Origin of the sequence: Pseudomonas sp. JH-2 (assembly GCF_036231725.1) — a bacterium.
Lineage (GTDB): Bacteria > Pseudomonadota > Gammaproteobacteria > Pseudomonadales > Pseudomonadaceae > Pseudomonas > Pseudomonas delhiensis.
Genome location: NZ_JAZAQP010000011.1, coordinates 131,335 through 157,743, shown reverse-complemented (window position 1 = coordinate 157,743; position 26,409 = coordinate 131,335). Strand labels below are relative to the sequence as shown.

Annotated in this window: 28 protein-coding genes; 17 read left to right on the top strand and 11 right to left on the bottom strand. The window is 69.3% G+C overall.

Annotated features, from left to right (window positions below; all coding sequences use genetic code 11):
• Positions 1-100 precede the first annotated feature (100 nt).
• The 3 genes from VV867_RS10720 (at position 101) to VV867_RS10710 (ending at position 2,433) form a co-directional block, all read left to right on the top strand.
• Entirely contained in the window at positions 101-754 is a 654-nt protein-coding gene (locus VV867_RS10720) for a DUF2931 family protein (protein ID WP_275630404.1), read from the top strand.
• Positions 741-1,415: a DUF2931 family protein gene (locus VV867_RS10715; protein ID WP_328566355.1), complete on the top strand. Its 675-nt coding sequence runs from the start codon at positions 741-743 to the stop codon at positions 1,413-1,415. The genes VV867_RS10720 and VV867_RS10715 overlap by 14 nt, the downstream gene beginning before the upstream one ends.
• A gap of 136 nt (positions 1,416-1,551) precedes the next feature.
• Positions 1,552-2,433, top strand: a complete 882-nt coding sequence (locus tag VV867_RS10710) for a helix-turn-helix domain-containing protein (RefSeq protein ID WP_328566354.1) — start codon at positions 1,552-1,554, stop codon at positions 2,431-2,433.
• Positions 2,434-2,601: 168 nt separating this feature from the next.
• Here the strand turns inward: VV867_RS10710 and VV867_RS10705 are convergent, their stop codons facing one another.
• From VV867_RS10705 to VV867_RS10695, 3 genes are read right to left on the bottom strand one after another with little or no spacing between them, the layout of a single operon-like run.
• Positions 2,602-3,897 carry an NAD(P)/FAD-dependent oxidoreductase gene (locus VV867_RS10705; RefSeq protein WP_328566353.1) on the bottom strand — a complete coding sequence of 432 codons (1,296 nt, stop codon included), beginning with the start codon at positions 3,895-3,897 and terminating at the stop codon, positions 2,602-2,604.
• A gap of 14 nt (positions 3,898-3,911) precedes the next feature.
• Positions 3,912-4,997 (bottom strand): polyamine ABC transporter substrate-binding protein, encoded by a 1,086-nt coding sequence (locus VV867_RS10700; RefSeq protein ID WP_328566352.1) that lies wholly within the window; start codon positions 4,995-4,997, stop codon positions 3,912-3,914.
• Positions 4,998-5,039: 42 nt separating this feature from the next.
• On the bottom strand, positions 5,040-6,398 hold the full coding sequence (locus VV867_RS10695) for a glutamine synthetase family protein (protein ID WP_328566351.1): 1,359 nt from the start codon (positions 6,396-6,398) through the stop codon (positions 5,040-5,042).
• A gap of 280 nt (positions 6,399-6,678) precedes the next feature.
• Here VV867_RS10695 and VV867_RS10690 point away from each other — a divergent pair, with 280 nt between their 5' ends.
• Together VV867_RS10690 and VV867_RS10685 are read left to right on the top strand one after the other, a co-directional pair.
• The gene (locus VV867_RS10690) at positions 6,679-7,239 is read left to right on the top strand and encodes a GNAT family N-acetyltransferase (protein ID WP_109936955.1); all 561 of its coding nucleotides are present in this window, start codon (positions 6,679-6,681) and stop codon (positions 7,237-7,239) included.
• Between the two features lie 15 nt (positions 7,240-7,254).
• Positions 7,255-7,440, top strand: a complete 186-nt coding sequence (locus VV867_RS10685) for a hypothetical protein (protein ID WP_109936956.1) — start codon at positions 7,255-7,257, stop codon at positions 7,438-7,440.
• Between the two features lie 75 nt (positions 7,441-7,515).
• Here VV867_RS10685 and VV867_RS10680 read toward each other — a convergent pair whose 3' ends face one another.
• Positions 7,516-8,412 (bottom strand): universal stress protein, encoded by an 897-nt coding sequence (locus VV867_RS10680; protein ID WP_109936957.1) that lies wholly within the window; start codon positions 8,410-8,412, stop codon positions 7,516-7,518.
• Positions 8,413-8,503: 91 nt separating this feature from the next.
• Entirely contained in the window at positions 8,504-9,217 is a 714-nt protein-coding gene (locus VV867_RS10675; RefSeq protein WP_328566350.1) for a hypothetical protein, read from the bottom strand.
• 206 nt (positions 9,218-9,423) lie between these two features.
• On the opposite strand from VV867_RS10675, the gene VV867_RS10670 reads away from it, so the two are divergent.
• The 4 genes from VV867_RS10670 to VV867_RS10655 all read left to right on the top strand — a co-directional run bounded on the left by VV867_RS10670 (position 9,424) and on the right by VV867_RS10655 (position 12,116).
• Positions 9,424-9,966 (top strand): Hsp20/alpha crystallin family protein, encoded by a 543-nt coding sequence (locus VV867_RS10670; RefSeq protein WP_328566349.1) that lies wholly within the window; start codon positions 9,424-9,426, stop codon positions 9,964-9,966.
• A gap of 108 nt (positions 9,967-10,074) precedes the next feature.
• Positions 10,075-10,821: a fumarate/nitrate reduction transcriptional regulator Fnr gene (fnr, locus tag VV867_RS10665; protein WP_328566348.1), complete on the top strand. Its 747-nt coding sequence runs from the start codon at positions 10,075-10,077 to the stop codon at positions 10,819-10,821.
• A 135-nt stretch (positions 10,822-10,956) separates the two neighbouring features.
• The gene (locus tag VV867_RS10660) at positions 10,957-11,421 is read left to right on the top strand and encodes a CBS domain-containing protein (protein ID WP_109936961.1); all 465 of its coding nucleotides are present in this window, start codon (positions 10,957-10,959) and stop codon (positions 11,419-11,421) included.
• Between the two features lie 23 nt (positions 11,422-11,444).
• Positions 11,445-12,116 (top strand): phosphoribosyltransferase, encoded by a 672-nt coding sequence (locus VV867_RS10655; protein WP_109936962.1) that lies wholly within the window; start codon positions 11,445-11,447, stop codon positions 12,114-12,116.
• Between the two features lie 6 nt (positions 12,117-12,122).
• Here the strand turns inward: VV867_RS10655 and VV867_RS10650 are convergent, their stop codons facing one another.
• Positions 12,123-12,692, bottom strand: coding sequence for a phosphoribosyltransferase family protein (locus VV867_RS10650; RefSeq protein WP_275630396.1), 570 nt, complete (start codon positions 12,690-12,692; stop codon positions 12,123-12,125).
• Between the two features lie 204 nt (positions 12,693-12,896).
• Here VV867_RS10650 and VV867_RS10645 point away from each other — a divergent pair, with 204 nt between their 5' ends.
• Complete coding sequence (locus VV867_RS10645) at positions 12,897-13,796, top strand: universal stress protein (protein WP_328566347.1); 900 nt, start codon at positions 12,897-12,899, stop codon at positions 13,794-13,796.
• A 15-nt stretch (positions 13,797-13,811) separates the two neighbouring features.
• Here the strand turns inward: VV867_RS10645 and VV867_RS10640 are convergent, their stop codons facing one another.
• The gene (locus tag VV867_RS10640; RefSeq protein WP_328566346.1) at positions 13,812-14,498 is read right to left on the bottom strand and encodes a type 1 glutamine amidotransferase domain-containing protein; all 687 of its coding nucleotides are present in this window, start codon (positions 14,496-14,498) and stop codon (positions 13,812-13,814) included.
• 172 nt (positions 14,499-14,670) lie between these two features.
• Between VV867_RS10640 and VV867_RS10635 the strand changes: the two genes are divergently transcribed.
• From VV867_RS10635 to VV867_RS10605, 7 genes are all read left to right on the top strand, one after another.
• Positions 14,671-14,994, top strand: coding sequence for a DUF2388 domain-containing protein (locus VV867_RS10635; RefSeq protein ID WP_328566345.1), 324 nt, complete (start codon positions 14,671-14,673; stop codon positions 14,992-14,994).
• A 114-nt stretch (positions 14,995-15,108) separates the two neighbouring features.
• Positions 15,109-15,624 (top strand): sigma-70 family RNA polymerase sigma factor, encoded by a 516-nt coding sequence (locus VV867_RS10630; RefSeq protein WP_328566344.1) that lies wholly within the window; start codon positions 15,109-15,111, stop codon positions 15,622-15,624.
• Positions 15,621-16,595 carry a FecR domain-containing protein gene (locus VV867_RS10625; RefSeq protein WP_328566343.1) on the top strand — a complete coding sequence of 325 codons (975 nt, stop codon included), beginning with the start codon at positions 15,621-15,623 and terminating at the stop codon, positions 16,593-16,595. The genes VV867_RS10630 and VV867_RS10625 overlap by 4 nt, the downstream gene beginning before the upstream one ends.
• A 122-nt stretch (positions 16,596-16,717) precedes the next feature.
• A complete protein-coding gene (locus VV867_RS10620) occupies positions 16,718-19,162 on the top strand; it encodes a TonB-dependent siderophore receptor (RefSeq protein WP_328566342.1) in 2,445 nt (814 codons plus the stop codon).
• A 767-nt stretch (positions 19,163-19,929) separates the two neighbouring features.
• A complete protein-coding gene (locus tag VV867_RS10615; RefSeq protein ID WP_328566341.1) occupies positions 19,930-20,388 on the top strand; it encodes an HvfA family oxazolone/thioamide-modified RiPP metallophore in 459 nt (152 codons plus the stop codon).
• Positions 20,389-20,448: 60 nt separating this feature from the next.
• Positions 20,449-21,294, top strand: a complete 846-nt coding sequence (locus VV867_RS10610; RefSeq protein ID WP_328566340.1) for an HvfB family MNIO-type RiPP peptide maturase — start codon at positions 20,449-20,451, stop codon at positions 21,292-21,294.
• Entirely contained in the window at positions 21,287-22,078 is a 792-nt protein-coding gene (locus VV867_RS10605; RefSeq protein WP_328566339.1) for an HvfC family RiPP maturation protein, read from the top strand. The genes VV867_RS10610 and VV867_RS10605 overlap by 8 nt, the downstream gene beginning before the upstream one ends.
• Before the next feature lie 812 nt (positions 22,079-22,890).
• Here the strand turns inward: VV867_RS10605 and VV867_RS10600 are convergent.
• The 4 genes from VV867_RS10600 to VV867_RS10585 all read right to left on the bottom strand — a co-directional run bounded on the left by VV867_RS10600 (position 22,891) and on the right by VV867_RS10585 (position 26,207).
• Positions 22,891-23,379: an HvfX family Cu-binding RiPP maturation protein gene (locus tag VV867_RS10600; protein ID WP_109932464.1), complete on the bottom strand. Its 489-nt coding sequence runs from the start codon at positions 23,377-23,379 to the stop codon at positions 22,891-22,893.
• Positions 23,380-23,400: 21 nt separating this feature from the next.
• The gene (locus VV867_RS10595; RefSeq protein WP_275630386.1) at positions 23,401-24,042 is read right to left on the bottom strand and encodes a ferric reductase-like transmembrane domain-containing protein; all 642 of its coding nucleotides are present in this window, start codon (positions 24,040-24,042) and stop codon (positions 23,401-23,403) included.
• Positions 24,043-24,168: 126 nt separating this feature from the next.
• Complete coding sequence (locus tag VV867_RS10590) at positions 24,169-25,461, bottom strand: sensor histidine kinase (protein WP_328566338.1); 1,293 nt, start codon at positions 25,459-25,461, stop codon at positions 24,169-24,171.
• A gap of 5 nt (positions 25,462-25,466) precedes the next feature.
• A complete protein-coding gene (locus tag VV867_RS10585; RefSeq protein ID WP_328566337.1) occupies positions 25,467-26,207 on the bottom strand; it encodes a response regulator in 741 nt (246 codons plus the stop codon).
• Positions 26,208-26,409 lie beyond the last annotated feature (202 nt).

Genomic DNA, 26,409 nt, shown 5'->3' with positions numbered 1-26,409 from the left:
TCGGCCAACTGGAATGCCGCCAAGGGCTGGAACAACAGCGCCCTGGACGTGGCGTTCATCCATCGCCCAGCCGAGGGTATGCAGCGCAAGGAGCACCCCAATGAGTAGATTCAGAATCCTGGTACTGCTGGGCTTGGTGCTCGGGCTGGCCGGCTGTGCCGGCGGAGCCCACCGGCTGCCCTATGACTCGTGGCGCCTGGGTTTCGGTACCCCAAATTACATGGAGGTGTGGATCGAGACCGCCGATGCAGTGGATGTGCAGGATCGTGTCTTCCATCGCGCCATGAGTGGGATTGCCTCGACCCAGAGGCCGAAAGATCTCAAAAGCGATCCACGGGGCTGGCCAGAGCGGCCTGGAGCCGGAGCGGGTAAACAGGTGGTGGGCGCCGACCTGCCGCGCCTGATCTACGTGCGCTGGCAGTCCCTGGTCGAGCCGCAGACCTATGAGGCCTATATCGTGATCCCCGAAGCCACCCGGCAATTGATGGTTATAGGGGAAAAGGCATTCTGCCGAGCCGATGCCAAGTGGATCACGGGCTATCGCGACATGCTGACTGTAGGCCTGGCACCGGGAGGTATCGCCAAGGTATGGCTCATGGGAGGGTGCTTGGCGCCGATCAATGTCACGCGGGTGCAGGGTACCGTCGTGAAGAAAGGTCCCTATGGAGGTAAGTCGGGTGGCCAGCACCGGCCACTATCCGCGACGTCCAAAGCCTATATCGAGAAGTATGGGATTCCCTATGGTTCGTGGTGATCCCATTGACCGCAGGCTCCGAACGCTGGTGCTGCTGGGCTTGCTGCTCGGGCTGGCCGGCTGTGCCGGTGGCGCCCATCGGTTGCCCTATGACTCGTGGCGCCTGGGTTTGTTCGCGCCCAACTACATGGAAGTGTGGATCGAAACCGCCGATGCGGTGGATGTGCAGGATCGCGTCTTTCGCCGTGCCATGAACGGGGTTGCCGCGATCAATACCCCGAAGAACCTCAAGGGTGATCCACGGGGCTGGCCGACCCGGCCTGGAGCCGGGGCCGGCAAACAGGTACTGGGGGCCGACCTGCCGCGCCTGGTCTATGTGCGCTGGCAGTCCCTGGCCGAGCCGCAGACCTACGAGGCCTACATCGTAATCCCTGAGGCCACCCGAAGGGCGATGGTGAAGCCGGAGACCGGCTATTGTTCGGCCAGGGGAATTTGGCGTGAAGACTATCGCGACATGCTGACGGTAGGCCTGGCGCCGGGAGGTATCGCCAGGGTATGGCTGATGGGGGGATGTCTGTCGGCCATCGACGTGGTGCGGGTGCAGGGTACCGTCGTGAAGAAAGGTCCCTATGGAGGCAAGTCGGGTGGCCAGCACCGGCCACTATCCGCGACGTCCAAAGCCTATATCGAGAAGTACGGGATTCCCTATGGCTCCTGGTGAGCCCTCCGGCCCGGCGTGACGCCACCCCCCGGACCCGCAGGGAGTCCATCCCGGGCCACCGGCCGGCGTTGCCGCTTGCGTCGCGTTCGCGGCCATTGGTAGCCTTCGCGGCCTAAGAAGAATATAGGCCCCGGGTATGGTGATCAGGGTTGTCGAAGCGCAGGAAGTCGATCAGCAGCGGATAGCCATTCCGGGTTGGGAGCAGCAGTACACGCAGATGTCCGCCGGGCGGTTCGCCGGGCGTATCCTGCATGCCGAGGTCGAGGGCATCGAGCTCTACGAGGAGCAGATGAACCTGCGCGTGGAGCAGGAGTTCCATGCGCCGCCCGGCGCGCTGGTGTTCAGCTTCGACATGTCGGAGAACAGCCTCTACCTGCTCGATGGCGAGACGCGCAACGCCTGGGTCACGCCGGAGAACTACCGCGAGGTGGCGGTGGTGATCAAGCAGGCGGGGCAGTGGGGCCAGGCGCTGGACGACTTCGCCGACCTGGTGCTGATGCCCCTGCGCTCCGACGGCTGCCGCGCGCTGGCGGCTTCGCTGAGCGGCATGCTCACTGGCGCGGGCGCCGGGGCGCAGCCGGTGGACGCCCCCGGTGTGGCGCAGGCCATAGTCGCCAACTGCTTCTCCCTGCTCTGCGAGGCGCCGGCTGGCGACGGGCACCGCGCGCGCTCCATCGTCCAGGCCAAGCGCGTGGTGCAGCGCGTCCGGGACCTGTTGAACGACTGCCCCGAGGAGAACTTCGCGATGGCCGAGCTGGCCGCGAAGGCGGGCGTCTCGCCGCGCACCCTGCAGCAATCCTTCCTGCGCTACGCCGGCATGCCGCCCATCGTCTGGCTGCGCAACCGCCGCCTGAACGCCGCCCGCCGCGACCTGCTGGGCGCCGCCGAGTCGGGCGTGAGCGTCGCCGAGGTGGCCATGAAGTGGTCGTTCTGGCACCTGGGGCGCTTCTCCCAGTCCTACCACGCGCTGTTCGGCGAGTACCCCAAGGCCACTGTCAGGCACGGCGCACGGCCCTAGCGCTGTTGTCCTCGGGCATCGGCGTTTCGGCCTGCGGCGGATAACCGCGAACGGTTATGCGCCCTACGGGGCATGGAGCAGCTGTCTTGCCCACCGCGCCGGGGCGCTTTTCGTAGGATGGGTATCGCTTCGCTCAACCCATCCTACGAAGAGCATTTCGGCGCGTCCTCAGCCCAGCATCTCGCGCAGCCGGTACCAGGCCATGCCCAGGGCCAGCAGCGGCGAGCGCAGCAGCTTGCCGCCGGGGAAGGTCAGGTGCGGCACTGCGCTGAACAGGTCCAGGCCCTGGCTGTGGCCGGTGTGGATGGCTTCCGCCAGCAGCTTCGCCGACCAGTGCGTGACGTTCAGCCCGTGGCCGGAGTAGCCCTGGGCGAAGAACACGTTCGGCTGTGCCTTGAGCCGCCCGACCTGGGGGAAGCGGTTGGCGGTGATGCCGATCATGCCGCCCCACTGGTAGTCGAGCCTCACGTCCGCCAGCTGCGGGAACACCTTGAGCACCTTCGGCCGCATGTAGGCGCCGATGTCCTTCGGGTCGCGCCCGGAATAGTGGCAGGCGCCGCCGAACAGCAGGCGGCGGTCGGCCGTCAGGCGGTAGTAGTCCAGCCCCACCTTCTGGTCGCACAGCGCCATGTTCTGCGGGATCAGCCGTGCTGCCAGCGCCTCGGGCAGCGGCTCGCTGGCCACCACGTAGCTGCCGGCGGGCAGCACCTTGCCGGTCAGCCGCGGTTCCAGGTCGTCGAGGTGCGCGTTGCAGCCGAGCACCAGGTTGTCGGCCAGCACCCGGCCTTGCGCGCAGTGCACCACCACCTGCCTGCCATGCTCGATGCGCAGGGCGGGGCTGCGCTCGAAGACACTGGCGCCGAGGGTGGCTGCCGCGCGGGCCTCGGCGCGCACCAGGTCCAGCGGGTGCAGGTGCCCCGAGCCCATGTCCACCAGGCCGCCGGCGTACTGGTCGCTGGCCACCACCTCGTGGATCCGGCTCGCCTCGACGAGGCGGGTCTGGTGCGGGTAGCCGGACGCGTTCAGGGCTTCCTGCTCCTCGGCCATGGCGGCGAACTGGGCCGGGGTGTTGGCCAGCTCGCAGAAGCCCCAGCGCAGGTCGCATTCGATGTTCAGGTCGCGGATGCGCTCGGCGACCAGGGCCACCGAGTCGACCCCGGCCCGTTCCAGGTAGCGCACCCCTTCATCGCCGACGTACCTGGCGAAGCCGCTGACGTCGTGGCCGATGCCGCGGATCAGCTGGCCGCCGTTGCGCCCGCTGGCGCCCCAGCCGATGCGCCGGGCCTCCAGCAGCACCACGGAGTGGCCGCGCTGGGCCAGCTCCAGGGCGGTGTTGACGCCGGTGAGCCCGCCGCCGACGACGCAGACGTCCGCGCGGACGTCCCCTTCCAGCGAGGGGTACGGCTGTTTGTCCCGGGCGGTCGCGGCGTAGTAGGACGCGACCTGCTCGTCGGTGTGGCGCATGGCTCGCTCTCGCTTCATTGGTTGAACTTGATCTTGCTCCAGCTGCGGGTCATCAGGCGCATGATCTTGGGCGGCGGCGCCTTGGCGATGTACAGCTTGTCGAGCACTTCCTGGCTCGGGTAGACCTCGGGGTCGTTCTGCATCCCGGCAGGCAGCAGCGCCTTGGCGTCGCCGTTGGCGCTCGGGTAGCCGACGTACTCGCTGATGCCGGCGATCACCTTCGGGTCGAGGATGTAGTTGATGAACGCCAGGGCCTGTTCGGGGTGGGTCGCGTCCGAGGGAATGGCCATCAGGTCGAACCACAGGTTGGCGCCTTCCTTGGGAATGGCGTAGGCGATCTCGATGCCGTTCCCGGCTTCCTTGGCCCGCGCCGCGGCCTGGAATACGTCGCCGGAGTAGCCGAAGGCCACGCAGATGTTGCCGTTGGCCAGGTCCGAGATGTACTTCGAGGAATGGAAGTAGGTGACGTAGGGGCGCACCGCCACCAGCTTGGCCTCGGCCTTGGGATAGTCCGCCGGGTTGGTGCTGTTGGGGTCCAGGCCCAGGTAGTTGAGCACCGAGGGGATCATCTCGTCGGGCGAGTCCATGAAGGCGACGCCGCACGCGCTGAGCTTCTTGATGTTCTCCGGCTCGAACAGCGCCGACCAGGAGTCGATGTGGTCGACGCCCAGCACCTGCTTGACCTTGGCGACGTTGTAGCCGATGCCGTTGGTGCCCCACAGGTAGGGCACCGAGTGCTTGTTGCCCGGGTCGTTCTGCTCCAGCAGCTTGAGCAGTTTCGGGTCCAGGTGCTGCCAGTTCGGCAGCTTGCTGCGGTCCAGCTCCAGGAACACCCCGGCCTGCACCTGGCGGGTGAGGAAGTGGTTGGAGGGCACCACCACGTCGTAGCCGGAACGGCCGGCCAGCAGCTTGCCTTCCAGGGTCTCGTTGGAGTCGAAGACGTCGTAGACCGGCTTGATGCCGGTGGCCTTCTGGAAGCCGCCGAGGGTGTCGGGGGCGATGTAGTCGGTCCAGTTGTAGACGCTGACGGTCGGTTCGGCGTGGGCGCCCGCGGCCAGCGTGGCCAGGGCGAAGGGCGCAAGGTAGCGCAGCAGTCTCATGACGGCTCCTGAATTGTTGTTGTGATCGACGTGAAGGGCGGATCAGACGCTCAGCAGCAGGAACTCGCGCTCCCAGGAGCTGATCACGCGCTTGTAGTTCTCGTGCTCGGTGCGTTTCACCGCGACGTAGCCCTGGACGAACTTGCGGCCCAGGTATTCGCCGAGCACCTCGCAGTCTTCCATCTGCGCCAGGGCGTCCTCGATGGTGATCGGCAGGCGCAGGTTACGGCGCTCGTAGGCGCGCCCCTGCACCGGGGCGCTGGGTTCGAGCCGCTCGAGCATGCCCAGGTAGCCGCAGAGCAGGCTGGCGGCCAGCGCCAGGTAGGGGTTGGCATCGGCGCCGGGCAGGCGGTTCTCCACGCGCATGGCCGCGGGCGGGGCGGCCGGCACGCGCAGGCCCACGGTGCGGTTCTCTTCGCCCCACTCGACGTTCACCGGCGCGGAGGTGTCCGGCAGGAAGCGGCGGAAGGAGTTCACGTTCGGCGCGAACATCGGCAGCACCTTGGGGATGTACTTCTGCAGGCCGCCGATGAAGTGCCGGAACAGCTCGCTCATGGAGCCGTCCTCGTTGGCGAAGATGTTCCTGCCGGTGGCGATGTCCAGCACGCTCTGGTGGATGTGCATGGCGCTGCCCGGCTCGTCGGTGATCGGCTTGGCCATGAAGGTGGCGCTCACGTCGTGCTTGAGCGCGGCCTCGCGCATGGTGCGCTTGAACACGGTGATCTGGTCGGCCAGACTCAGCGCGTCGCCGTGGCGGAAGTTGATCTCCATCTGCGCCGGGCCGTCCTCGTGGATCAGCGTGTCCAGGTCCAGGCCCTGCAGCTCGCACCAGTCGTAGACGTCCTCGAACAGCGGGTCGAATTCGTTGGCGGCGTCGATGGAGAAGCTCTGCCGGCCGCTCTCGGCGCGGCCCGAGCGGCCTACCGGGGCCTCCAGGGGGAAGTCCGGGTCGCTGCTGCGCTTGGTCAGGTAGAACTCCATCTCCGGCGCCACCACCGGGCTCCAGCCCTTGTCCGCATAGAGCCCGAGGACGCGCTTGAGCACGTTGCGCGGCGACAGCTCGATGGGGTTGCCGTACTTGTCGAAGGTGTCGTGGATGACCATCGCGGTCGGTTCCAGCGCCCAGGGCACCAGGAAGATGGCGTTCGGGTCGGGCCGGCAGACCATGTCGATGTCGGCTTCGTCCAGCAGGTCGTAATAGACGTCGTCATCGACGAAATCGCCGGTGACGGTCTGCAGCAACACACTTTCCGGGAGCCGCATGCCCCCTTCGCCGAGGAACTTGTTGGTGGGGGAAATCTTGCCGCGGGCGATGCCGGTCAGGTCGCTGACCACGCATTCGACTTCGGTGATTTTCTGTTGCTTCAGCCGTTGCTCCAGTTGCTCGGCGGGGGTGCTCATACAAGCCTCGGATGGTCCATGGGTTCTGGTGGGTGCGCTGGCAGCGTGCCGCTGCCTGGCCGCGGGGCTAGTTTCGTCCGTAGGGCGGGGGGCGTTCTATCCATTTTCCGCAGGCTTTGGGCTTCAGGCTTCAGGCTTCAGGCGGGGTAGGGGGTACCGTTCGACCGCCGGGGGCGGCGGCGTCGGTGTGATTTGATCGGGGTCAAACTTCCGTTCGCCCCGCGGCGTACAAGTGACCCGGCGGTTCCTTCCCATGCCGGCGCCACGCCAGGAGGTTTCCATGCCCATCGCCCAGCCTTCACAGCCCACCCAAGCCACCGACGAGCACTGGGTCGAGGCCCTGCCCGACGGCAGCCACGTGCTGATCCGGCCGTTGCGTGCGGAGGACCGCCAGCGCGAGGCGGACTTCATCGCCCGGCTGTCGCCGGAAGCGCGGCACTTCCGCTTCCTCTGCAGCATGCGCGAGGTCAGCCCGGCGCTGCTCGACCAGTTGATGGCGGTGGACTTCCACGACAGCGTCGCCTACGTCGCCCTGGTGCACCAGGATGGCGAGCTGGTGGAGGTGGGCGTCAGCCGCTACGCCCGCGGCGCCGACGCCGGCCAGTGCGAGTGCGCGGTGACGGTGGCCGACGACTGGCGGCACCGCGGCCTGGCGGCGGCCCTGATGCGCCACCTGATCGAGACCGCCCGGCGCAACGGCATGACGCAGATGTACTCGATCGATTCGGCGGCCAACGCCCCGATGCACGAGCTGGTGCGCTTCCTCGGCTTCAGCAGCCATCAGGACCCGGACGACCCGACGCAGACGATCCACACCCTGCAACTGCAGCCGGCGACCTGAGGCGGGGAGGCAGCCATGCACATCCAACTGCTGTGCACCAGCGACGGGCGCTGCTATGTCCAGCTCGACCAGATCCGCGTGCCTTTCCAGGGCGCGGAGCAGGCCCGGGATTACCTGGCGTGCCTGCAGCAGCGCATCGCTGCGCCCCACGTGCTGGCCGAGGCGCAACGCCGCGACGCCGAGAAGCGCCAGGCCGGCTGAGCCTGCCCGCGGCCCACGGGCACTGTGCCGTGGGCCCTCCCGGCCGCCCACGCGGGGCGGCCCTGTACCTGGCATTCAGGGGCGTATCGCCAGGATGCTGGAGTGCACCCGGTACAGCGCCTGCTCGGTGGTGCTGCCGACGATCTTCGCCAGCCCGGCGTGGTAGAGGGTGCCCATGACCACGACGTCGATCCGGTAGTCGTCGGCGAACTCGGCGATGACCCGGTTGGCCGCGCCCTTGATCAGGTGCAGGCACTTCTGCTCGATGCCGAAGCGCTCGCCCAGGCGCTGCATGCGCTCGGTGGCGCGGCCGCTCATCTGTTCCTGGATCTCGCTGGTCCAGGCCACCGGCCCCACGGCATAGGCGAGGAAGCTGCTGCTCAGGTCGTAGGCCTGCAGCAGGTGCAGCTCGGCATCGCATTGCCGCGCCAGCTGCTGGGCCGACTCGACGATGCGCGCGTTCAACTCGTCGACCCGGGTGTCGTCCTGGGACAGGTCCAGCGCCGCCGCCACCTTGCGCGGCAGCGGATGCTCGGCGTGGCTCACCAGGTGCAGCGGCACCGGGCACTGGCGCAGCAGTTGCCAGTCCAGCGGCGTCATCAGCGCGCGGCTGACGGCCGTTTCGTAGTGCACGTCCTTGACCAGCAGGTCGAAACCGCGCTCGCGCACCAGGCGCAGGATTTCCTGCAGCGGGTCGTCGCTCCAGATCGCCTCGGCGCTGGCCTCGATGCCGCGGCCGCGCAGCAACGCCACCTGGTCGTCGAGCCAGCCCTGGTGGTGCTCCTGGATCGTCCGCCGGGCGCGTTGTTGCAGTTCGTAGTCGAGGGTGTTCAGGGCCGGTGCCAGGCTGTCCGGCATCAGCATGTGCAGGCTGGCGCCGGCGGAGCCGGCCAGGGCCTGGGCGCGGGCCATGGCGGCGGAATAGTGCAGGTGGGTGTCGCAGATCAGGAGCAGGCGCGAATAGGCGTTCATGGCAGTCTCCGCAGCGGCGCCCGCGCCTACCGGGCGCGGACTGGGTGGGTGTGAGCCTGGGCCGGGGCCGGCAGGGGCACTTTGATGCGTATCAAGAACGGTGGTGGAGAGGGGCCGGCAGCCGGTCGAAACGGACCACCGGCCCTTCCGCGGGCGCCTGCCCCAGGGGCGGCGACGGCAGGCGCTCGCTGCGCAGCCAGATGCGCGTTGCCGGCACCCCGCTGCGCAGGCAGGCCTGTGCCGCGCTGCGGCCGAGAAAGTCGGAGGTGGCGCAGAACACCACGTCGGGCAGCCGCTCCAGCAACTGTCGGTGCAGGCGCTCCAACAGGCAGGCCCCGTGCACCTTTTCGTCGAGCAGGCCCAGGGAGTGCAACGAGCGGCGGCACTCCGGGGGCAGGCCTGCCAGGCTGGCCGCATCCGCGATCAGGTCCAGGTGCAGCCCGGGCATCCAGCAGGCCAGTTCGTCGATCGCCGCCACTACCGACAGCAGGCCGCTGCCACTGGCCAGCACCAGCACCCGGCCGGCGCGCAGGGGGAGGGGCCAGCCGATGCCCAGTGGGCCCTGGTAGTCCAGCCAGCCCTCGGTGGCGGTGAACCGGCCGGGATGGCTGGCGCTGACGATGAAAGGTCCGTGGTGCTCCGGCAGGCTGATGTAGCTGTACGGCTGCAGCGTCCCGCCATGGGGGCCGAGCAGGCAGTACTGGCCGGGAATGACGGCGCTGCCTTCGTCATCCTCAAGCGCCAGGCGCAGGCATTGCCCCGTGCCCGGCACGCAAAGCACCTCCAGTAGCCGTACCCGTTCCATTGCGCGCCCCCTTGCCGAGGTCGATGACGCGTGGCTTCCCGGTCCAGGCTAGGCGTCGCGGGCCGCGCCGCCTTGACCGCCATCAAGTTCTGCGCCGCGGGGGTCGCGGCCGGCGTTTTGACCGGGATCAAGGACAGCGCCCGCGGCAGTCGCAGAATCGATTCGCCCCATTTCCGAGGCGTTTTCATCTTGCGGAGGAATTCCCCATGTCCGACCCCGCCAAGCAAGTCCCCATCACGCCGTCCGCCAACCAGCCCGCCAAGGCGCCAGCCCCCGCTGCCGGGCCCTTTGACACCCTGCGACGGCAGATCGACAGCCTGTTCGACGACTTCGGCCGCACGCCGCTGCGCCTGCCCTTCGGCCACAGCGCCTTCGACGTGGAGCCGTTCTGGCGGCGCGAGCCCTTCGCCCGCGGCCTGCCCGCGGTGGACGTCAGCGAGCAGGCCGAGGAATACCGCATCAGCGCCGAGCTGCCCGGCATGGATGAGAAGGACATCGAGGTCAAGCTGGCCAATGGCAACCTGGTCATCAAGGGCGAGAAGAAGGAAGAGAAGGACGAGCAGCGCAAGGAATACCACTTGTCGGAACGCCACTACGGCAGTTTCGAGCGGGTGTTCCGGCTGCCCAGGGAGGTCGACCCCGAGAAGGTCCACGCGCAGTTCGCCAAGGGCGTGCTGCAGGTGCACCTGCCCAAGCGCGCCGAGGCGGTCCATCCGGAGAAAGTCATCCCGGTGAAGGCCAACGATTGACGCATCCGGGCGCGCCTGGCGGCAGGCGCGCCCCTTCGTCGAGGGGCGAAGCGCGGCATGGCGAAACGGCTATAGTGGGAAAATCCCCTTCCTGTCGGAGGTCCCGCCATGTCCGACGCTCATCGCCCTACGCCGCGCCCGCAGGTCAACTGCCAGGCGTGCTCGCTGAGCCGCCTGTGCCTGCCGGCCAGCCTCAGCGACGGCGAAGTCGAGGAGCTGGACCGCATCGTCCGGCGCAGCCGCCCGCTGCAGAAGGGCGAGTACCTGTTCCGCGCCGACGAGCCGATGCAGCACGTGTTCGCCGTGCGCTCCGGGGCGCTGAAGGGCTACCTGCTGGACGCCAGCGGCGGCGAACAGGTGACCGGCTTCGTGCTGCCCGGCGAGATGCTGGGGCTGGATGCCATCGGCTCGCCGCGCTTTCCGGGCTATGCGGTGGCGCTGGAAATTTCCATGGTGTGCAGCATCGGCCTGGAACAGCTGGAGGACCTGTCCGGGCGCATCCCCGGCCTGCGCCACCAACTGCTGCATATCCTCAGCCAGAGCATCCAGGGCGAGCACGCGCACATCCGCTGCAGCCGCGAGCGCGCCGAACAGCGCCTGGCCGGCTTCCTCCTCGGCCTGTCGGCCCGCTACCACCAGCGCGGCCTGTCGCAGGACCGCTTCACCCTGCCGATGAGCCGCGGCGACATCGGCAATTACCTGGACCTCACCATGGAGACGGTCAGCCGCCTGTTCACCCGTTTCGTCCAGACCGGCCTGATCGAATGCCACGGCCGCGAGGTGCGCCTGCTGGATCGCCAGGGCCTGTGTCGGATGAGCGGCCTGGAAGCGCAGCAGGAACGCGCATCGCGCTGACCGGGCCGTTCATCCGCTGGCCGGGGCGCGGGGGCGGGGGCGGCGCCAATCTGATCGAGATCAAGGTGGGCCCGTTGCGCCGCGCCCATGGTGCAAGGCAAGCGAATGTCCGCTTGCCCGCAGAGGAGACGCACCATGGCCATCGGCGAATACTGCAACCGCGACGTCGTCATCGCGGCGCCCACCGTATCCATCCTGACCGCCGCCCAGTTGATGAGCCAGTACCACGTCGGCGACCTGGTGCTCGCCGAGCAGGTCGAGCGCGAGCGCTACCGGCCCGTGGGCATCATCACCGACCGCGACATCGTGCTGGAGGTCGTCGCCAACAACGAACCGGAGCCGGGCAGCATCCAGGCCGGCGACATCCAGTTGCGCAACCTGATCACCGTGAAGGAAAGCGACGACCTGTTCGATGTCATCACCCGCATGCGCCAGGCCGGCGTACGGCGGATGCCGGTGGTCGACGACGAGGGGATGCTGGTGGGGATCGTCTCGGCGGACGACCTGCTCGGCGTGCTGGCCGACAACCTGCGCGACCTCTCGCGGCTGGTGGGGTTCCAGAACCTGCGCGAAGAGGGCGAGCGCGAAGAGGATTACTAGGCCCCCCGGGTCAGGTGGCTGCCATGAGTGACGCAAGACTTCCCTTCGTCGACCGCGCCGATGCCGGCCGGGCCCTGGCGCGGCTGCTGCAGGCCCGCCGGGGCGACCCTGGGGTGATAGTGCTGGCCCTGCCGCGTGGTGGGGTGCCAGTCGGCTATGAGGTGGCCAATGAACTGGATGTGGCCCTGGACCTGCTGATCGTGCGCAAGCTCGGCGTGCCTTCGTACCCGGAACTGGCCATGGGCGCCATCGCCAGCGGTGGCGTGCGGGTGCTGAATGAGGACGTGCTGCGGACATATGGCGTCGACGCGCGTGCCCTGGAGGCGGTGGAGCACCGGGAAAGCGCCGAGCTGCACAGGCGCGAGCGCGCCTACCGCGGGCAGCGGCCCGTGCCGCAACTGCGTGGCCGGCAGGTGATATTGGTCGACGACGGCCTGGCCACGGGCGCCACCATGCTGTCCGCCGTGCGGGCGGTACGCCGCCAGGCGCCCGCGGGCATAGTCGTCGCCGTTCCCGTGGCGCCGGCGGAGGTGCTGGCGGAGCTGCGCGACGAGGTCGACGAGGTGGTCTGCCCGTTCACCCCGGAGCCGTTCAGCGCCATCGGCCGCTGGTACCTGGACTTCTCCCAGACCAGCGACGCCGAGGTGGTGGACCTGCTGCAACGGGCCTGGCAGCGGGAGGCGGGCGGAGCCTAGCGTCCGTCAGGTGCGGCGCCGGCCATGGCGGAGCACGTCGATGCGCAGCTCCGCCTCGTAGGGCGGCACGTTGCATTCGACGATGTCGTCCGGCGCCACCTGCAGATGCACCCCCACCACGTCGGCATGCACCGGCTGGCGGCTCACGCAGCGGTCGACCAGCACGGCGGCCAGGACGTGGCGCGCGCCGAGTTGCGCAAGGTACGCGCAGGCGCGCAGCAGCGAGTGCCCCTCGTAGAGCACGTCGTCCACGACCAGCAGCGTGGTGCGGCCGAGGTCCATGCCGGCCAGTTGCGGGTTTTCCGTGAGCGCCGTCTCCGGGTGCAGCAGGCTCAGGTCGTCGGCGTAGCGTTTCACCTTCAGGGCGTGGACGGGCAGCGGCGCGTGCCCGCAGTGCTGCACCAGGTGTTCCTGCAGCCGCCGCGCCAGGGGTTCGCCACGCCGCAGGATGCCGACCAGGGCGCTGTCGCCCGGGGGCAGCAGCGGGGCGGCCCTGCGCGCCATTTCCAGGAGCACCGCATCCAGCTCCCGGGCGTCGTACAGGGTCAGGCGTTGCGCATCGTTCGGGTTCGCCATGGGGCCTCCGGGCAGTAGTGGGGCAGGGCCCATGGGCTGGGGCTGCCATGGCATCCACCATCCCGCGTCGGACGATGGACGAATTTGATCCAACGCAAATCCTGCGCCTGCCGGGCGCCGGAAACTCGTTGGTGGCGCTTCCATCGAGCCGGAAGCGGTTGCCCCTGCCTTCCGGCGCGCGGCCGGACAATCACGAGGTGCGATATGAGTCAGCTACGCAAGCTCCTGTTCGTGACCCATCCCGAGCAACATCATTCTCCCGGCCTGCAGCGCGCGCTCGCCCTGGCATCGGCCTGCGACGCGGCCCTTCACGTGCTCGTCTACGTGGAGCCCTTCGCGACCTTCCTGCTGGACCGCAAGGTCATGGAGCAGGCACGCGAAAGCATGCTGCAGGCCCAGCGCCAAGCCTGGGAAAGCGAATGCGCGGCCCAGCGGGGGCGGGGGCTGGAGGTCACGGCCTCGGTCGTGGCAGCGGGCAACCTGCGCGAGGAGATGCTCCAGGACATCCGTGAGATGCAGCCGGACATGGTGATCAAGGACGTGCGCCACGAGCCGGCGCTCAAGCGTTCCTTCGTCACCCCCCTGGACTGGCACCTGCTGCGGGAGTGCCCGGCGCCGCTGCTGCTGGTCAACGACATCCGCCAGCCCCTGCCGCGCCGGATAGTCGCGGCGGTCGACCCGTCCGACCCGCAGACCCAGCTCAGCGACATCAACGACAGGGTCATCTCGGCCGCCAATGGCCTGGCCCTGCAATGCAACGCGGAGCTGCACCTGCTGTTCATCTACGACTGCATGCCGGCCTACATGGCCAATGGCGGCGAGGGCGGCGTGGCCTGGGTCGACCTGGTCGAAGAGATGCGCGGCGCGCTGCACAAGCCCTTCCTCGCCCTGGCGGACCAGTACGGCGTCCCCGAGGAGCGCCGCCACTTCCTGATGGGCACGGCGGTGCGCGGCATCGCGAACTTCGTCGAGCAAAACGCCATCGACGTGACCGTGATGGGCCGCATCCACCGCCGGGCCGTGGACCGGCTGATCGGCAGCACCACCGAACACCTGATCGAGCACGTCGAGGGCAGCGTGCTGGCCGTGCGCCCGGGCGGCTAGGCCGGCGCCGGCCGCCTAGCGCAGCAGCTCGGCCAGCCGCAGCGCCGTCGCTTTCGCCGACTGCGGGTTCTGGCCGGTCACCAGGCGGCCATCCACCACCACCCTGGGCACGAACGGCAGCAGGGCCTTCTCGTAGCGCGCGCCGCGCCGCTTCATTTCCTCTTCGGCGTTGTAGGGCATCTTCTTCGCCACGCCGGCGAGGATTTCCTCGCGCCAGGAGAACCCGGTGAGCCTGCGCCCCGCCACCAGCAGGCCGCCGTCCGACAGCCGGGCCTTCAGCAGGCCGCAGTAGCCGTGGCACACCGATGAGACGATGCCCCCGCGTTCGTAGATGTCGCGGGTGAGGCGCTGCAGCCCGGCGTCGTCCGGGAAGTCCCACATCACCGCGTGCCCGCCGGTGAAGTAGATGGCATCGAAGTCCGCCGGGTCGATGTCCCCGGGCTTCGCGGTGCTCGCCAGCAGCGCCCGGCGGGCGTCGTCGGCCAGCCAGGCCCTGGCCGAGGCATCCCGGTTCGGCCACTTGAGCGAGCGCGGCTCCAGTGGCGTGACGCCGCCCTTCGGGCTGACGATCCGCTGCTCGTAGCCCTTGCCGGCGAACACGTCGTAGGCATGGCTCAGCTCCGACAGCCACAGGCCGGTGGGGTCGGACGGGTCGGCGTAGTGCGCGACGTTGCTGACGACGTGGAGAATGCGCTTGCTCATTCGCCCTTCCTTCCCAGTGAGTGACCTGCGCCCTGGGTGAACTCTAAGCTTGAATATAACTTCAAGGTCAAGCGTGCTGGTGACGGGAAGTGGGGGTGGGGATGGAGGCGACTGGCCGCCAACGCCAGGGCAGGGTAAAAGGAGCGGTCGCCCGCTGCCGGAACCCCCCACCTTGAAACGCGCAAGCCCATTGCTGATCGCCACGCTCCTGGCCGCTGCCGGCCAGGCGGGGGCCATGGACGGAAAAGGCAACTCGTCCGACCACTTCACCGTCGCCACCAGCCTGGGCACCGCGGCGGCCAGCGAGTCCACCAGCCAGCCGCTGCGGACCTACCGGGCCGCCCGCGACGACGCGCTGGCCTACGTCGCCTCCGCCGGGCGCATCCATGGCGCGCAACTGGAGCAGGCGCTGCGCCTCTACCGGCAGGCGCATCCGCGCTCCGGGCTGAGCGACATGCAGCTGGCCCGGGCCCTGGCTATCGCCAGCCCGGGCTGAGCCCGGTGCCGGGGCAGGGCGTTGACGCGCATTGTGGAAACCTGTCGCGTTGAAATAAAATGAGACGCTTTCTCATTTTCACCCTTTCGGCGGTCCCGCCAAGGATGTCCGCGCATGTTTCCCGCTTCGTCCCACGCTTCGCCGGCAGCCGCGCTGGAGCGTCTCTACGGCGACCATCACGGCTGGCTGTTCGGCTGGTTGCGCCAGCGCCTGGGCAATGCCCCGGATGCGGCGGACATCGCCCATGACACCTACCTGCGCATCCTCACCTCCGGGCGCACGCCGCCGCCGGACGATTCGCGGCGCTACCTGGTGCAGGTGGCCAAGGGCCTGGTCATCGACCTGTGGCGCCGCCAGGACGTGGAGCGCGCCTACCGCGAGGCCATCGCGCACCTGCCCGAGGCGCAGGTGCCGGCGCCGGAAACCCACTGGCTGATCGTCGAGTCGCTGCTGCGCATCGACGCGATGCTGGACGGGCTGCCGAGCCAGACGCGGGAGGTGTTCCTGCTGGCGCAGTTCCACGAACTCACCCTGCAGCAGATCGCCGAGCGCACCGGCATGGCGCTGATCACCGTGCGCCGGCACATCCACAAGGCGCTGGTGGCCTGCATGGCGGCCTGCGACCCATGAGCCGCGGGGATGCCCGGGCCGCGCCCGCGGCCAGGCTGCTGGAAGAGGCGGCCGAGTGGATCATGACGCTGCGCTTCGACGCCCCCGGCGAGGCGCAGTGGCAGGCCTTCGAGCGTTGGCGCGGGCAGAGCGAAGCGCACCGCGAGGCCTGGGCGCGTGCCGAGCGGGTGTTCGGCACCTTCGACGCGGTGCCCACGGAGCTGGGCTGCCAGGCGCTGCATGGCCTGGAGGGGCTCAAGGGCCTGAGCCGGCGCCGCGCGCTGCGTCTGCTGGGCGCGCTGCTGATGGCCGCGCCGGCCGGCTGGCTGGTGGCGCGCAGCGCCCCCTGGGACGGCTGGCTGGCCGATGCCAGCACCGGCACCGGCGAACGCAGGGCGCTGACGCTGGCCGATGGCAGCCAGGTGGTGCTCAACACGGCATCGGGGCTGGACGTTCGCTTCGACGCCACGGCGCGCCGCCTGCGCCTGCGCAATGGCGAGGTGCTGGTGACCACCCACGCCGACCCGGTGGCGCCGCGCCGGCCGTTCCTGGTCGATGCCCGGCAGGGCGTGGTCGAGGCGCTGGGCACGCGTTTCAGCGTGCGCCAGCTGGGCGAGCAGTGCCAGGTGGCGGTGTTCGAGCACCAGGTGGAGATTCGCCCGCATGCCGGCGCCGTGCTGCGCCTGGCCGCCGGCCAGCAGGCCTGGTTCGACGCCCGCGGCGTGCTGCGCACCGCGGCGGTGGACGACAGCGCCGCGCTCTGGGAGCAGGGCATGCTGGTGGCCCGCGACCAGCCGCTGGCGGAGGTGCTGGCGGAGCTGGGGCGTTATCGCCAGGGCCTGCTGCGCTGCGACCCGGAGGTGGCCGGGTTGCGTGTCTCCGGCGCGCTGTCGGTGGCGGACACCGACCAGGCGCTCAACGCCCTGGAGCTGACGCTGCCGGTGCGGGTGTCGCGTCTGAGCCGCTACTGGGTGACGGTTTCCGCCCGCTAGAGAAAAAAATTTCACGTCCCCCTGAGCACTTTTTCCGTCTCGTCCGGGAAAGAGGCTGAACACGCCTCGTGGGGAGGGGTGGGCAGCCCGCGCGACGCGCGGCTTGAAGGATGGCAATGAGCATGGCTTCGAAGCACCGACGGCATTCCGGCACTGGCCGAATCACCCACCTGGCCCTGGCGGCGGCGATCCATGGCGTGGCCCTGGGTTGCGCCGGCCTGGCCCTGGCCCCGTCCGTGGCCATGGCCGCCGAGGACGCGCGCGACTACGCCATCGGCGCCGGCGCGCTGAGTGACGTGCTGGCCCGTTTCGCCGCGCGCGCCGGGGTGCAACTGGTGTTCGACCCGGCGAAGCTGGCCGGGCGCAGCAGCCCGGGCCTGCAGGGCCGCTACACGGTCGACGAAGGCTTCCAGCGCCTGCTGCGCGGCAGCGGCCTGCAACCGGTGCAGCGCGGCGCGGGCATCTACGCGCTGGAGGATTCCGGCACCGCGCTGCAGATGCCGGCCGAAACCGTGCTCGGCAAGGGCCGCGACACCCTGGCCATGCCCGAGACGGTGATCCAGGCGAGTGCCGGCGCTGCCGGCACCCCGGGCGGCTACCAGCAACTGAGCGACAGCAGCACCACGCGCCTGGGCCTGACGCCGCGGGAAACGCCCCAGGGCGTCACCACGCTGTCGCGCCAGCAACTGGACGACTTCAACATGAACAGCGTGAAGGACGCGCTGCGCAGCGCGCCCTCGGTGACGGTCGAGCAGTACGAGACCGACCGCACCAACTTCACCTCCCGCGGCTTCGACATCAACAACTTCGAGTACGACGGCATCGGCTCGCCGTTCAGCGCCGGCCTGCTCAGCGGCGACCTGGACCTGGCCGAGTACGAGCAGGTGGACATTCTCCATGGCGCCAACGGCCTGATGAGCGGTACCGGCAACCCCTCGGCCACCGTCAACTTCATCCGCAAGCGCCCGACCTACACCCCGCAGGCCCAGGTGAAGCTGTCGGTGGGCTCCTGGGGCACCCGCCGCGTCGACCTCGACGCCGCCGGCCCGCTCACCGACTCGGGCAACGTGCGCGGGCGCTTCATCTACGCCAACGAGACCGGCAATTCCTACCTGGACCGCTACTCCCACGAGAAGAACGTGCTCAGCGGCATGCTGGCCTTCGACCTCTCGGCGGCGGACACCCTCACCGTCGGCTTCTCGGACAACAAGAGCAATTCCAACGGCAGCAGCTGGGGCGCGCTGCCGCTGACCGACTACGCCGGCAACCTGATCCACTACAGCCGCCGCGGCGCCAACATCGGCCAGGACTGGACCTACTGGGACGTGCACACCCAGCGCGCCTTCGTCGAACTGGCCCACGACTTCGGCGCCGGCTGGAAGGGCAAGCTCAACGTCACCGGCGTGGACCAGAGCCAGCAGGCGAACATGTACTACCTGATGGCCAACGACGCCGACACGCCCTGGCTGGCCGACCCCAGCCACAGCCACTCCGGCGAGAAGCAGCTGCTGGGCGAGGCCCAGCTGAGCGGCCCGTTCAGCCTCGGCGGGCGCCAGCACGACCTGACCCTGGGCGTGGACTACGGCCGCTCGCGGCACAGCGACCGTGGCTATTACAACAACGAAGACGAGTTCATGGACGCCGACCTGGGCCAGACCCTGGGCGGCGCCGTACCCAGGCCGAGCCTGACCTACACCAACGACACCATCGAGATGGCGCGCTTCACCGACCGGCAGAAGAGCGTCTACGCCGGCACCCGCCTGAACCTCACCGACCGGCTGCACTGGATCCTCGGCGCGCGCATGCTCAGCGTCGACAGCGACGGCACCGACTACGGCAGCGCCCGCGACGTGCGCATCCATGGCGAGGTGACGCCCTACACCGGCGTGGTCTACGACCTGAACGAGCAGTACTCGCTGTACGCCAGCTACACCAAGATCTTCAACCCGCAGTACGTGATGGACGCCCAGGGCAAGGTGCTCGACCCGCTGGAAGGCAAGAGCTACGAGGCCGGCATCAAGGGCAGCCTGCTCGACGATCAGTTGAGCGTGTCGGCTGCGCTGTTCAAGACCGACCAGCGCAACGTCGCCGAAGCCACCGACCAGAGCCTGCCCGGCGGCGAGACCATCTACAACGGCGAGGACTTCAAGAGCCATGGCGTGGAACTGGAAGCCAGCGGCCAACTGGCCCCCGGCCTGCAACTGCAGGGCGGCTACACCTACGTGCACATCGAGGACCCGGACGGCCACAAGGCGCGCCAGTACGTGCCCAGCCACAGCCTGCGCAGCAGCCTGACCTACCAGCTGCCGGGCCTGCCCCGGGCCAAGCTCGGCACCCGCGTGGCCTGGCAGAGCGCCATCCAGCTCGACGACGACAGCCGCGTGCGGCAAAACGCCTACGCTCTGGTGGACCTGATGGCCAGCTACGACATCGACAAGCACTGGAGCACGTCGCTGAACCTGAACAACGTCACCGACCGCAAGTACCTGATGAGCCTGTACAGCGGGGGTTCCGGCTTCTACGGCCCGTCGCGCAACGTGACGGCTTCGCTGAGCTACAACTTCTGAGGAGCCGTAGGGCCAGGTACCTCACGAAAACCTGTAGGAGCGGGCCCTGCCCGCGAAATCGCGCGCAGGGCGCGCTCCTACATGGGCACGGAGTGGTGGGGCAGCGTAGGAGCGGATCTTATCCGCGAATCGCGCCTGAACCTCCGGCTATCGCGGACAAAGTCCGCTCCTGCGGGGGATGCCGTGCGTCATGGCGGACCCTGCCCGCGAAATCGCGCGCAGGGCGCGCTCCTACATGGGCACGGTGTGGTGGGGCAGCGTAGGAGCGGATCTCATCCGCGAATCGCACCTGAACCTCCGGCTATCGCGGACAAGGTCCGCTCCTACGAAAAGCGCTGCCAACCGGTGATGTTGTAGGGCCCTGCCCGCGAAATCGCGCGCAGGGCGCGCTCCTACATGGGCACGGCGTGGTGGGGCAGCGTAGGAGCGGATCTTATCCGCGAATCGCGCCTGAACCTCCGGCTATCGCGGACAAGGTCCGCTCCTACGGGTGGGTAACTGTAGGAGCGGACTCCGTCCGCGATGGCCTCCGGCCGCACGAGCCATTGGGCATCCTGGCGCTGTATCCCAATGTATCCCGCCAGCCCCTGCACGAGGCAGGCATACAAACCCGGCCACCCTCCGATACGTCGCCGATACATGGCGCGGGCCAAATGGCCACACCCGGACGAGAGACCCGGCGGGCTTCGAAAGCCGGCCCCCCGCTCGTCCGGGTTCGACCAGAACCCAGACCCGCGCGCCAAGCGCCCAGCATCGGAGAAACACCCATGTCCCGTAACCCGATCCAGACCAAGACCCGCCTCGGCCTGCTCGCCATCGCCCTGGTGGGCGGCGCCAACCTGGCCACCTCGGCCTTCGCCGTCGAGGCGCTGCCCCAGGGCTACCAGCTCGCCGCCGCCGAAAAGGCCGGGGAAGGCAAGTGTGGCGAAGGCAAGTGCGGCGCCAGCAAGGCCAAGGCGACCCAGGCCGAAGGCAAGTGCGGGGAGGGCAAGTGCGGCGACGCCTCCTTCTCGCGTACCGACAGCGACCACGACGGCAAGGTCTCGCGCGACGAGTTCCTGGCCGTGGCCAGGGACCGCGCCGGCGACTTCGACGTGATCGACGCCGACCACGACGGCTTCATCTCCGAGGCCGAGGCCTACCAGCACCTGAAGAACGTCTTCGAGGCCCACGGCAAGCCGATGCCGGCCGGCCTGTTCGCCAGGCTCCAGGGCGACCGCCACTGAGTCATCCGCCAACCCGGCCCTCCCCGCGGGGAGGGCATTCCTCCCCCGTGGAGCCTTGCCATGAATGCCCATTCCCTACCGCGCGGGGCCGGCCTCGGCCTGCGCCGCGCGCTGCTGCCCGAGCTGCTGGCGATGCCCGCCGAAGCCGTGGACTTCCTCGAATGCGCGCCGGACAACTGGATCGGCGTCGGCGGTGCCTATGGCGATGGCCTGGCGCAGCTCGCCGAGCGTTTCCCGCTGGCCTGCCACGGCCTGTCGCTGTCCCTCGGCGGCCCCGGGCCGCTGGACCTCGAGCTGCTGCGGCGTACGCGGCAGTTCCTCGACCGCCACCGCGTCGGCCTGTTCAGCGAGCACCTGAGCTACTGCTCCGACGACGGCCAGCTCTACGACCTGCTGCCGCTGCCCTTCACCGACGAGGCGGTGCACCACGTCGCCGCGCGCATCCGCCAGGCCCAGGACGTGCTGGGGCGGCGCATCGCGGTGGAGAACATTTCCTACTACGCCGCGCCCTACCAGGCGCTGAGCGAGATCGATTTCCTCCGGGCCGTGCTGGCGGAAGCCGACTGCGACCTGCTGCTGGACGTCAACAACCTGGTGGTCAATGCCTGCAACCACGGCTACGACGCCGCCGCCTTCCTGGCCCGGGTGCCCGCCGAGCGGGTGGCCTGCATCCACGTGGCGGGGCACTACGACGAGGCGCCGGACCTGAAGGTCGATACCCACGGCGCCAGCGTGCAGCAGCCGGTATGGCACCTGCTGGCGCAGGCCTATGCCCGCTGCGGCGTGGTGCCGACGCTGCTGGAGCGCGACTTCAACTTCCCGCCGCTGGCCGAGCTGCTGGCGGAAGTGGACTGCATCCGCACCCTGCAGCGGGCCGCCGCGCCGCGGGAGGTGAGCCATGGCTGAGACCTTGCGCGAGCAGCAACTGCAGCTGGCCCGGCACATCCGCGACCCGCAGCGCAACGCGCCGCCGCCGGGCATCGAGGCACGGCGCCTGGCGGTGTATCGCCAGCTGTTCCTGGGCAATGTGCAGTCGTTGCTGGCCGCCAGCTTCCCGGTGCTGCGCGCCAGCCTGGCCGACAGCCAGTGGCATGAGCTGACGGAGCGCTTCTACGCTGACTACCGTTGCCAGACGCCGCTGTTCACCGAGCTGGCCGGCGAGTTCGTCGCCTTCCTCGAACAGCGCGGGACCGACGCGCCGGCCTGGGCCGCCGAACTGGCGCACTACGAGTGGGTGGAGACCGCCCTGTCGCTCAGCGACAGCCGGGAGCCGGCCCACGACCCGCAGGGCGACCTGCTGGAGGGCGTGCCGTTGCTGTCGTCCCTGGCCTGGCCGCTGGCCTACGCCTGGCCGGTGAGCGACCTGGGCCCCGGCCACCTGCCTGGGCAGCCGCCAGAGCAGCCGACGCTGCTGCTGGCCCGCCGCGGCGACGACCAGCAGGTGCATTTCGCCCGCCTGGCGCCGCTGGCCCACGCGTTGCTGGAGTCCGTGCGCGACCGCCAGCTGAGCGGCCGGGAACACCTGCAGGCGCTGGCCGAGGCCATTGGCGCCGACCCCGAACCCATCCTGCGGCAGGGCCTGGCCCTGTTGCAGGCCCTCCACGCACAGGGCGTGGTGCTCGGCACGCGCAACCTGTGCGCCACCCACCGTCGACAGCATTCCTCAGCCCCCAGGGAGACACCGCGATGACCGACATACCGGACAGCACCATTCCGTGATGCAGTGAGGTGATGTTCGAGAAGCCCGCGTGCCTGGCCAGGTGCGCGGGCTTTTTTCGTTGGGGAAGCAGTGCACGATGGCGAGCGGACGGGCAATCCGTAGGCGCGGGTGGGGCAGCGTAGGGCGAATAACCGTTCGCGGTTATCCGCCGCCGGACGGAGCGCCGGTGCTCGGGGGCGATGACGGATAACGCCGTAGGCGTTATGCGCCCTACGGGACCAATCGCGGACGGAGTCCGCTCCTACCATGCCGGTGGACATGGCTTCTCGTAGGAGCGAGCTTGCTCGCGAACACACTTCGCTGCGGGGCTCATTCGCGAGCAAGCTCGCTCCTACGAAGAGCACCCCGGCGCGGCCTGCAAGACAGTTGCTCCTACGCACGCGCCCAACGTGGGCCGGAGCACCGGTGTTCGGGGCGATGGCGGAGAGCGCCATACAGGTTGGCCTGGAGGATGGCGCCTGACCTCGACGCCGCTCAGGACGGCCCCCTCTCCCGCTTGCGGGAGAGGGTTGGGGAGAGGGGACGGCGTTAAGCCAAGGCAGCGGAGGGGCAGGCGATATCTGTTCGCGAGCAAGCTCGCTCCTACGTAATAAACAAGCCGAAGCACCGGTGTTCGGGGGCGACGGCGGATAACGCCGTAGGCGTTATGCGCCCTACGGGACCAAGCGCGGACGGAGTCCGCTCCTGCGCACGTGCCCAACGTGGGCCAGGGCGCCTGTGTTCGAGGGGGACGAAAAAGAAGAACCCGCCATGCGGCGGGTTCGTCAGGACGGTGCACTTACCTACGCAAAGCGCCGCCGCAGCAGCGCATCCAGGCTCAGCCGCCCGGCGCCCTTGAGCAGCAGCGGCACCAGCGCCACCAGGTAGATCAGCGGCAGCTTGTAGTTGCCGAAGCCGTTGTCGCTGATGGAATAGCCCATGGCCAGTTCGCCCAGGCTCGACCAGTGCGCCGGCCAGTGCACGGCGGCGATGGCTACCACCGTCAGTACCATCAGCACCGCCGAGGCGAAGCGGGTGCCCAGGCCCAGCAGCAGGAGCAGCGGGGCTATCAGTTCGGCCCACATGGAGACCTGCCAGTCCAGGCTCGCCGGCAGGCGGTCGAAGGGGAAGGGGAAGGCGCCGTGGATCTGCGCGAACCAGTTCTCGCCGTTCCATTTCTCCAGGCCGGATTCGAGGAATTCCCAGGCCAGGAACAGCCGCAGGGGGATGTCGGCGCCCCAGGCGCCGAGGCGGTCGAGGGGACGCAGGGTGGTTGCGAGGGTGCTTTGCATGGCGGTGTCTCCTGGGGGCGTTCAGCGGGTGGCGCCGCGCAGGGCCGGGGTGGCGCGGCGTTGGCGGGTGGCGAGCTTGGCGGTGAGTTTCAGGACGATGGCGCTGAAGATCAGCGCGAAGCCCAGGACGTACCAGGGCCCCATGGGGATGCGCTTGAAGAACGACAGGCAGAAGATGCCGGCGATCACCCAGGTGCCGGTGCCGTGCAGCAGCTTCCAGGTGCGGGCGCCCAGGGCCTTCACCGCGGCCGGGAAGCTGGTCAGGGCCAGCGCCAGGATGAACAGGTAGCCCACTGAGCCGGGGATGTTCGCCGCCGCCGTGCGGCCGGCCCAGAAGGTCTCCGGGAACAGCTTGACGTAGGCGATGATCAGCACGCCGTGCACCAGGTGCGAGAAGGCGAAGGCCAGGCCGAGGAAGCGCCGCTCGCGCAGCAGGGCGCGGCTGCCGGGGCTGGGCACCAGGGTGGCCAGGGCGGAGGCGAGGAAGGTCGCCAGGAACAGGGCGAAGGAGGTCCGCGCGGTGGCGCGGATGGCGCTGCGCAGGGCCTCCACCAGCTGCGGCTGCCAGAGCAGGCAGAGGGCGGTGACCGCCAGCACGGCGACGGCGAGGGCGGTGAACAGGCGCCAGCCGTGCAGGCTGGCAGTGGGTGCGGTGGGGTTCATGGTGGGGCTCCAGGGGGCCGGCGCGAGCGGCGGGGTGCCGTCGCTGCCGGTGGAGCCATGCTGGCAAGGCGGCTTGTCCCGGATGTGTCCCGCCGGGGGCCGCCTTGTATCCCCGTGTACAGGCCCTCAGGCCGAAAGCGGCAGCTCCAGCTGCGCGCACAGGCCGCCGCCGTCGCGGTTGGCCAGGCTCAGCCGGCCGCCCAGGGCCTGGCTCAGCTGGCGGGCGATGGCCAGGCCCAGGCCGGTGCCGCCGGTGCTGCGGTTGCGCGAGCTTTCCACGCGGTAGAAGGGCTTGAACACTTCTTCCAGCTCGGCTTCGGCGATGCCCGGGCCGCGGTCCAGTACACGGATACACAAGGTGCCGCCGTCGCGCCGCACTTCCAGTTGCGCGGCGCCGGAGAACTTCAGCGCGTTGTCCAGCAGGTTGCCCAGCACCCGGCGCAGGGCATGCGGGCGGGTTTCCAGGGGCACGCCGGCGCGGCCTTGCAGGCTGACCTGCTGGCCGGCGTCCTGGTAGTCGAGCACCAGGCTGTCGAGGAAGGCGTCGAGGTCGACGCGACGCTGCGCCTCGCTGGCGCCGTCCATGCTGCGGGCATAGGCCACGCCTTCGCGGACCAGGTGCTGCATTTCCTCCAGGTCGCTCCACAGGCGCTCGCTTTCCGGCGACGGGTCCATCTGCTCGACGCGCAGCTTCATGCGCGTGATCGGCGTCTGCAGGTCGTGGGAGATGGCCGCCAGCAGTTGCATGCGTTCTTTCAGGTAGTCGCCGATGCGGCCCTGCAGGGCGTTGAAGGCGCGGGCGGCGTAGGCCACTTCGTTCGGGCCGTTCTCGTCCAGCGGCGCGGCCGGGGTGTCCGGGTCGAGGTGGTCGACGGCCTGGGCCAGGCGCGTCAGCGGGCGGATCGCGGTGCGCACCGCCAGCCAGGTGCAGGCCAGCAGCACGGCCAGCTGCAGCACCAGCACCACCGGCAGCCAGCGCGCCACCGCCGCCACCCCGCGGGGGGTGACGTCGATGGTCAGCGGCCTGCCGTCGGCCAGGCGCAGGTGCGCCTGGAAGTGCGCGGCGGGGCCGGGGAGGGTTTCGAAGCGCAGGGCGTAGCGCGAGCCGATGGCGCTCTCGATGCTGGTCGCGGCCATGGGCGCCTGGGCCATGTCCATGGCCTGGCCGGGTTCGCCTTCGTCCAGGCGGTAGCGGTAGTTGGGGCGCTCGACCATGGGCAGCCACTGCTCGCGCTCGTTCGCCGGCAGGCGGTCGAGCAGGGCGACGGCGGTGCTCACGTCGCTTTCCAGGTTGCCGAGCATCATGCTCCGCGCGCTGACGTAGCGCTCGTAGAATTGCGAGCTGAAGGACAGGCCGTAGGCCAGCACCAGCCCGGTGAGGAAGATCAGCGCCAGGCGCGCTGCCAGGGTGCGGGGCATGGCGGTCACTCGGCGGGTTCGATGAGCTGCACCGGCAGCGAGAAGACGTAACCCTCGTTGCGTACCGTCTTGATGCAGTCCGGTTCGCGGGCGTCGTCGCGCAGGCGCTGGCGCAGGCGGCTGACCAGCAGGTCGATGGAGCGGTCGAACACGTCCGCCTCGCGGCCCTGGGTCAGGTTCAGCAGCTGCTCGCGGCTGAGCACCCGCTGCGGGTGGTCGAGGAACACCCGCAGCAGGCGGTACTCGGCGCCGCTCAGGGCGACCAGAGTGCCCTCGGCGTCCAGCAGGTGGCGCGCGCTGGTGTCCAGGCGCCACTGGCCGAAGCCGATCAGCCGGCTGCTCTCGGTGATCGACAGGTTCGGCGGCAGCATGCGCGTGCGCCGCAGCACGGCGTTGATCCGCGCCAGCAACTCACGGGCCGAGAAGGGCTTGGTCAGGTAGTCGTCGGCGCCCATTTCCAGGCCGATGATGCGGTCGGTCTCGTCGTTGCGCGCGGTGAGCATCAGCACCGGGGTGGCCTTGTGCTTGCCCACCCGCAGCTCGCGGCACAGCTTCAGGCCGTCGTCGCCGGGCATCATGATGTCCAGCACTATCAGGTCCACGGCGTTGGCGTCCAGGAAGGCGCGCATCTGCCGCCCGTCCGCGGCCAGGCTGACGCGCAGGCCGTTTTTCTTCAGGTAGTTGCCGACCAGCTCGCGGATCTCGCGGTCGTCGTCGACGATCAGGACGTGATCGACGTGTTCCATGGGGCTTCCTCGTGGGCTTCGCTCGTGAGGCTGAGTGTATAGGGCAGGGCGGCGCCTGCCTGCCGGGCTTTGTATTCCACTGTATCTGCGCGGTACCTGGATACCTGGGGCGGCATTCGCCGGGCGTGGCGGACACAGGCGCGATACCCGCGGCCGGTGAAATGGGCACCAAGCGGAAGGCACAAGGCCTCCGCGCCACGAA